Origin of the sequence: Aquimarina agarilytica ZC1 (genome assembly GCF_000255455.1) — a bacterium.
In the GTDB taxonomy this organism is placed as follows: Bacteria; Bacteroidota; Bacteroidia; order Flavobacteriales; family Flavobacteriaceae; genus Aquimarina; species Aquimarina agarilytica.
In genome coordinates this window covers 56,099-63,566 of record NZ_JH621253.1, presented here as the reverse complement: position 1 = coordinate 63,566, position 7,468 = coordinate 56,099, and the positions used below count along the sequence as shown (strand labels likewise).

The window sequence follows — 7,468 nt, the reverse complement described above, 5'->3', positions numbered from 1 at the left end:
TTTTTCCCTACACCTATCCGCTCCTTGGTAAGCTTCTAATTTTGAAGCTTGTTTGTAACGTGCTATATCTGCCCTTCTTTTGATAACCTCTGGTTCATCTGAATGCTTTCGATTCCACAAATTATGAGCCGAAATCCTTCCGGTACCCTCATAGGGGTTAGGATCTTTGTAGGCTTCTATAATTTTATCTGACAACTCTTCATAAGGCAATAAACTCACATTATCCACTACGTAAATCTCCACCTTTTTCAGCACCTCATCCACATACTCCCCTTCATCATTAATCACTGTTTCAAACCATGGATTCTGATACACTCGGGCTGACCAAGAATACTCTTCATTTTTAGCGGCACATTCCACTGTTTTTAAAGCTATCGAATCTTTTAACTTTATACGAGCAAATCCCGCTCTGTAGTACATTATTTTATACTTCCCAAAAGGGATCAAAATAGCATCATGACTATCTACAACCGCTTGCTCATCCCTTTTATATTTTATAAAACCTTTCCTAAAACTTAGTAGCTGTCCTCTTTTTTTATTCTTTTTCTTTTTTTCAGCGTAAGCTATAGTATTGGATTCAATGGTATCAATCGCTCTTATTTTAATAGGTTCCTCTTTTTTATTTACTACTGTAGTAGTTTTATTCCCTTTTTTAGCACGATCTCTTTCTCTATTTTTACCTCTATTTTTCTGAGCTACACTAGTATCAAAGCCGTTAGTTTCATTAGAAATACTTTTCTTTTTATTCTGTATAAGGTCACTATTTGTTTTCTCAGCAACTATACTTTTATCTTCTTTTGCTTTTTTAGGTTTCTTAACTTTAGTTCCTCCTACATTTTCACTCTTTTTCTTAGAAACATATCCGTCTTTTGTTTCTTTTTGTTTTTTTACTTTTTTATTCTTTTGAGTGTTAAGCTCAGCTTTTTCATTATTATTGACTATAACTGTTGTTCCCTGCTGCTTTTGTTGTTCTGCTTCTGCTAACTTATCAATTGATGTTAAAATACGATCTACAGCTGATTTATCCTTTGTTTTTTTACGCGCTTCCCGATATGCTTGTTGTGATTTAGCGTATTCTTTATTTTTAAGGTATTGACCTCCTTGTTTTAGCAAATCTGCATAGGATTGATCTTTTTTGAGCTCTTCGGTTTTATAACCACTCTTAGACTTCCTTGCCGCACTATATTTTTTATAATCCTTAAACAAGGCCTCTTTTTCTTTCCTCTCCTTTTCTTTTCGAGCTTGTTCCGACAAACTTAGTCCACTTGGTTTTTTACCTCCTTGTTCTTTAATTTTATCTTTAATAATAGCTATACCATTATTGACAAAGATTTTATTATTGGTATATTTTTTTGATTGATTTAGTTCATTAATTGCTTTATCATAATCTCCTTTTGCAATGTGATTATCCGCTTTATCTACTAATTTATAAAAGGCTTTTTCCTTGGAAAAAGAATCAAATGAAGCATTTATCTTTAATTCATTCTTTAAAATCACCAAAGGGTCCAACGCTACTGCTGTTTCTTCATTTCTGTTTTTCCATCTAAATTTTGATCTTGATCTATTCAAATAACTATCAACTATATCAATCTTATCATTCACAAAAGTATCATCTGAAGCATATTTTTTTGCTTTCAAAAAAGAAAACAAGGCTTGCTCATAATTATTTTCACTCAATCGAATATTTCCTTCGGTTAACAATCTCACATATTCGTTTTCATTTTCTTTCTTGGATCTCTCTACCTCATTATTTGATATTTGATCAATAATTCCTGAAACAAACAAATCATCTTCGAATAACTTTGTAATTTTTACTGTTTCCAAAAGCTTAAATTTAAAACCTAGACCTTTATCTAAATCTTCATAGGAAACATGTAAAGATTTGAATTTTTCCTTTTCATCATTAGTTAGCGAAAACATTTCATATTTATTAGACCTAAGTGCTAACTCTCTTTTAAACTCTTTTTTTCCTTTATAAGTTAATAATGAAGAAATATCTAAATTAACTAAAGTTTCATATGGAAAAGTAACACCAAACAAATCGTGCCCTCTATATATTTTCCCTTTATAAGTAACTTCTTCAATATAAAAGGAAGCTAACTTATAATTAAAGGCTATGTCTTCTATTTTTCTGGTTTCACTAGACATGAAAAATTTAAGTACTCCGGTATATTTTATTTTTAAACCAGCCTCTTCATAACTTCCCTTTATAAAAAAATTGTTTTTTAATATCGTATTTGCTAAAGCAGCATGACTCAAAAAAACACTACAAAAAAGTAATACACAAAAGACAACATTCTTTTTAAACACAGGTAATTTTATATTCATGTTAATAAAACGCCAAATCTATAAAACTTGTATACTAAACACTAAAGAAGTTTCAATAAAATAACATAAAAACACGTTAAAATAACCCTATACTCCATAAAATCAATTCATTTATTGAGAAGCCATAAAACACAAAAACCGATCACTAACTAAAGTAATCGGTTTTTAAATTTATGTTTATCTAAAATTTTAGGAAATCACCCTTCAATTAAAAATTTAAACTATACAATTGGCTTCATTGCTGTCATAGCCTCACGCAATTCTTCTCCAATAATTTCGATTGGGTGGTTACGTACAATATCATTTACTTTTAATAACTCGGCATTGCTTACTCCAGCACCGTTATCCTTAGCATAAGGCTTACCGATAACATCAGTTGAAACTTTAGCCATAAAGTCTTTTAATAAAGGCTTACATGCATGATCAAATAAGTAACATCCGTACTCTGCAGTATCAGAAATTACTCGATTCATTTCAAATAATTTTTTACGAGCAATCGTATTTGCAATAAGTGGCGTTTCGTGTAACGACTCGTAGTATGCAGATTCCTCAATAATACCAGCTTCAGTCATTGCTTCAAAAGCCAACTCTACACCTGCTCTTACCATAGCTACCATTAACACTCCATTGTCATAGTATTCTTGTTCACTAATTTCAACATCTCCTGCTGGAGTTTTTTCAAAATTAGTTTCACCAGTAGCTGCTCTCCAACCTAATAAATTTTTATCATCATTAGCCCAGTCTTCCATCATTGTTTTTGAAAACTCACCTTCGATAATATCATCCATATGTTTGTTGAATAATGGACGCATGATATCTTTTAATTCTTCTGAAAGTTCAAAAGCTTTGATTTTAGCTACATTACTCAAACGGTCCATCATATTAGTGATTCCTCCGTATTTTAATCCCTCGGTAATAGTTTCCCATCCGTACTGAATTAATTTAGAAGCATAACCTGCATCAATCCCTTCTTCAACCATTTTATCAAAACATAAAATAGATCCTGTTTGCAATAAACCACAAAGAATAGTTTGCTCTCCCATAAGGTCAGACTTTACTTCGGCAATAAACGAAGAAGCTAACACTCCCGCTCTATCACCTCCTGTAGCTACTGCATAAGCTTTTGCTTCAGCCCATCCTCTTCCTTCTGGATCATTTTCTTCGTGTACTGCAATCAAAGTAGGTACACCAAATCCTCTTTTATACTCCTCACGTACTTCAGAACCTGGAGACTTAGGTGCTACCATGATTACTGTTAAATCTTCACGGATCTGCATTCCTTCTTCAACAATATTAAAACCGTGAGAATAGGTTAATGTTGCTCCTTTTTTCATTAATGGCATAACCGCAGTTACCACAGCTGTATGCTGTTTGTCTGGAGTTAAATTAATCACCACATCTGCAGTAGGAATTAACTCTTGGTAAGTTCCTGCTACAAAACCATTTTCCGTTGCATTCAAGTATGACTGACGCTTTTCTGCTATTGCAGCATCACGTAATGCATAAGAAATATCCAAACCTGAATCCTTCATGTTTAAACCTTGGTTTAAACCTTGTGCTCCACAACCAACAATTACTATTTTTTTACCTAGTAATGCTTTTACGCCATCAGTAAATTCTGATGAATCCATAAATCTACATTTACCTAGTTGCGTTAACTGGTCTCTTAACGATAGTGTATTAAAATAATTAGCCATTATTTTTTCTTTAATTAAGTATCTAAATTTTGTGCAAATATACTATTTACATTGATTTATTATACTATGCTATTCATTATGTTTTACGATGCCCATAAACATGAACATTTAATTTTTTAACACCATTATTATTTTCTTTCTTAAATTTTACCAGTTTTATATAAAACATATAGTAAAATAATAGGAACTGCCAATAAAAAAACCATTAACTGACTGGTTTGAAATAAACTTGGCTGTAATGCTAAAGTGACTATATATCCTGCTACTGCACCTCCAAAATGAGCATCATGACCTATATTATCACGATTGCTGCGCATCCCATAAATTGAATATAATAAGTATCCAATTCCAAAAACATATGCCGGAATAGGAATAGGTATAAACATAATAAATAATTCCATTTGAGGATATAATAATATTGAAGCGTATAATATTCCAGAAACTGCTCCACTTGCACCAATAGCACTGTAATGGGGTTCATTTTTATGAAACAGGTACGAAAAAGCACTTCCTAAACCCAAACTAGCTACATAAATGATGAGATAATTTAAATTTCCTAAAAAGCTAATCACTATGGGCGAAAAAATATACAACGTATACATATTAAATATCAAATGTGACCAATCGGCATGCAAAAAACCCGAACTAAACATTCTTATTTTATCCCCTTTCTGTATCGCATTAATATTAAACTTATACTTTTCAAAAAATTCAAAATTAGTAAAGCCTGTCATTGACATGATCCCATTAGCTACAATAAGTAGTAAAACAACATTATTTAGGTTTGGCATAATTTGATATTTATTGTTCAAATATACTTATATCTTTGTTGCAAACAATTAAACAATGCACACACTAGTTTACTGGTTAATTTTTCCTTTTTTATGGTTGGTTTCCATTTTACCTTGGAAGCTATTTTATTTGTTATCAGATATTATATGTTTTATCGTTTATCGAATTTTTCAGTATCGCAAAAAAGTAGTTACCACAAATCTTCGAAATGCTTTTCCTGAAAAATCTAAAGAAGAAATTAAAAAAATTAGAGGTAAATTTTATAAACACATGTGTGATATGTTTTTAGAAATGGTTAAATCAATTTCTATTTCTGACAAAACAACAAAAAAGCACTTTAAATTCATTAATACCGAATCTTTAAGAAAATTAGAGGCTAGTGGCAAAAGTTATGTGCTTTTAGCAGGACATTATGCAAGCTACGAATGGGGAAATTGCATTGATTTAAGTACCTCATTTAAAAGTGTAGGTGTTTATAAACCTATCCGAAATTTAAGTTTTGACAAACTAGCAAAAAAAATTAGAGGTCGTTTTGGTGCCGATATTGTTCCCAATAACAAAATTGTACGTTATGCCATAAGTAAAGAGCGCAAAAATGCTGGAGGCAGTATTTATGGTCTTGTTGCTGATCAAAGTCCAAAAGCATGGGGAAACACCTATTGGTCGCATTTTATGAATCAAGAAGTTCCGGTTTTTGTTGGTGGCGAAGTATTAGCAAAAAAACTTGATCTAAATATTGCTTACCTAAAGGTTGACAAAGTGAAACGTGGTTATTATGAAGCTGAAGTGGTTATTATTTCTGACAACATAAAATCTGTTCCCGACTATGAAGCTACCGAAAAATATATTAGCCTTTTAGAAGCGCAAATAAAAAAGCGCCCAGAATTATATTTATGGACACATAAACGTTGGAAACATGCACGTTAATAAGCATTAAAAAATTATAAACGATGGTTTTAGCCTAGCAAGAGCTTTTGAAACACTATTCTCTGTTTCATTATTAAAGGCTTAATACCCCTTTATAATTTCCAACATCTGTTTTGCTGTATTACGTATATCTTCAATTGAATTATTTTCGTTTAAAGAAGTTAAGCCACCTCCTACACCAACACCTTGAATTCCAGCATCAAACCATTCTTTAATATTATGCAATCCAATACCACCAACCGCAAATAATGAAATATCGCTTAACGGACCTTTTATTGCTTTGTAATAAGGAATCCCCATATTTTGAGTATTGCCTGGAAATAATTTTACCACATCGGCTCCAGCTTCATTAGCTGCACATATTTCTGTAGGTGTTAATGCTCCCATAAAAACTGGTAATTCCTGTTGATGAGCATAGGTAACTACCTCTGCATTTGTATTAGGAGTTACTATAAATTGAGCTCCCGCATCAATTGCCTTTTTTAATAAACTCACATTTGTAATTGTTCCAGCTCCAATTAACACATTTGGATATTTTAATCGAGCCTTCTTTATTTCTTCACAAAAACCAGCTGTATTCGAAGTTACTTCTAAGGCCTTAATACCCGAATCTACCAATGCTTCAATTATTACAGAAACATTAGATTGCGATTTTGATCTGATAATTGCGATCAATTTTTCTTGAGCTATAAATGCTGATTTTTGTTGTCTATTCATCGTAATACGTGTCCTGATGTTTGTCCATTAACAATAGATTGAATTTCTGCTTCGGTACTGGTATGTTGATCACCGTATATAGTATGTTTTAACGCAAAAGCCGCTGTTCCGAACTCGATAACTTGTTGCGCATCCCACCCCTTCCCTAAACCATGTAAACAGCCCGCTGCAAAAGCATCACCTGTCCCAAACCGATCCAAAATACCTACCGTATATTTATTGGAAATTACTTCCCCTACTGGAGAAGAAAAAACAGCTTGGAGTTCATTTGTACTTGCCGAAATATGATCCCTTATGGTAAACGCATAGTTCTCGATTCCAAATTTCTGTTTCGCAATTTCTATAACTTCTAGAGTTGCTTGTAAAGAATCTTTTGCCTTGGGTTGAATTCCATGTACGTCATTTAAAGCTCCTGTATTACCAAAAAGAATATCGGTCATTGATAAAACCTCATCAAATACAATTTGAGCATCTGAAGCTTTTGCCCATAACTTTCTTCGGTAATTCATATCAAAAGCGACTACTATTCCTTGCTTTTTAGCCTCTTGTACACATTTAACTAACTCTTGAGCACATTGATTTGATAATGCTGCAGTGATTCCTGAAACAAATAAATATTTTTTTCCTTTAAAAATAGTAGCCCAATCAAATTCATTGGATCCTATTTCACTAAAAACAGCATGTTTTCGATCATAAATAACACTTGATGGTCTAATTGAAGCACCTATTTCAATAAAATACGTTCCAATTCTCCCTGGTCCACGTAAAATAGCATTCGTATTAATACCGTATTTTTTTAAAGACTGGATGGCATTATCCCCTATAGCATGATCGGGTAGTTTTGTTACAAAAGATACCTGATTATTTAATACTGCTAAAGCACTTGCTACATTAGATTCCGAGCCTGCAAAATTGACATCAAAACCTTTTGTTGTTTGTAGTTTTTCAGCGTGTAACGCTGGTGTTAATCGGAGCATTAATTCTCCAAAGGTTACAAAACTCATACG

General features: G+C 32.5%; 6 protein-coding genes. 1 reads left to right on the top strand and 5 read right to left on the bottom strand.

What is annotated here, in order from left to right; translation table 11 throughout:
- From KQA_RS0206150 to KQA_RS0206140, 3 genes are all read right to left on the bottom strand, one after another.
- A partial coding sequence (locus KQA_RS0206150) for a hypothetical protein (RefSeq protein ID WP_010179155.1) occupies positions 1–2,328 on the bottom strand: 2,328 nt, incomplete at its 3' end.
- Positions 2,329–2,549: 221 nt separating this feature from the next.
- Positions 2,550–4,025 (bottom strand): ketol-acid reductoisomerase, encoded by a 1,476-nt coding sequence (ilvC, locus tag KQA_RS0206145; protein WP_010179153.1) that lies wholly within the window; start codon positions 4,023–4,025, stop codon positions 2,550–2,552.
- A gap of 140 nt (positions 4,026–4,165) precedes the next feature.
- On the bottom strand, positions 4,166–4,816 hold the full coding sequence (locus KQA_RS0206140) for a rhomboid family intramembrane serine protease (RefSeq protein WP_010179151.1): 651 nt from the start codon (positions 4,814–4,816) through the stop codon (positions 4,166–4,168).
- A gap of 55 nt (positions 4,817–4,871) precedes the next feature.
- Between KQA_RS0206140 and KQA_RS0206135 the strand changes: the two genes are divergently transcribed.
- Entirely contained in the window at positions 4,872–5,744 is an 873-nt protein-coding gene (locus KQA_RS0206135; protein WP_010179150.1) for a lysophospholipid acyltransferase family protein, read from the top strand.
- A gap of 81 nt (positions 5,745–5,825) precedes the next feature.
- Here KQA_RS0206135 and KQA_RS0206130 read toward each other — a convergent pair whose 3' ends face one another.
- Entirely contained in the window at positions 5,826–6,461 is a 636-nt protein-coding gene (locus tag KQA_RS0206130) for a bifunctional 4-hydroxy-2-oxoglutarate aldolase/2-dehydro-3-deoxy-phosphogluconate aldolase (RefSeq protein WP_010179148.1), read from the bottom strand.
- Positions 6,458–7,465 carry a sugar kinase gene (locus tag KQA_RS0206125; protein ID WP_010179146.1) on the bottom strand — a complete coding sequence of 336 codons (1,008 nt, stop codon included), beginning with the start codon at positions 7,463–7,465 and terminating at the stop codon, positions 6,458–6,460. Before KQA_RS0206125 ends, KQA_RS0206130 begins: the two co-directional genes overlap by 4 nt.
- Positions 7,466–7,468: the final 3 nt, after the last annotated feature.

Coding starts and splice junctions, on each gene's coding strand:
- KQA_RS0206125 (WP_010179146.1), bottom strand. CDS start 7,465: ATGAGTTTTGTAACCTTTGGAGAATTAATGCTCCGATTAACACCAGCG.
- KQA_RS0206130 (WP_010179148.1), bottom strand. CDS start 6,461: ATGAATAGACAACAAAAATCAGCATTTATAGCTCAAGAAAAATTGATC.
- ilvC (WP_010179153.1), bottom strand. CDS start 4,025: ATGGCTAATTATTTTAATACACTATCGTTAAGAGACCAGTTAACGCAA.
- KQA_RS0206135 (WP_010179150.1), top strand. CDS start 4,872: ATGCACACACTAGTTTACTGGTTAATTTTTCCTTTTTTATGGTTGGTT.
- KQA_RS0206140 (WP_010179151.1), bottom strand. CDS start 4,816: ATGCCAAACCTAAATAATGTTGTTTTACTACTTATTGTAGCTAATGGG.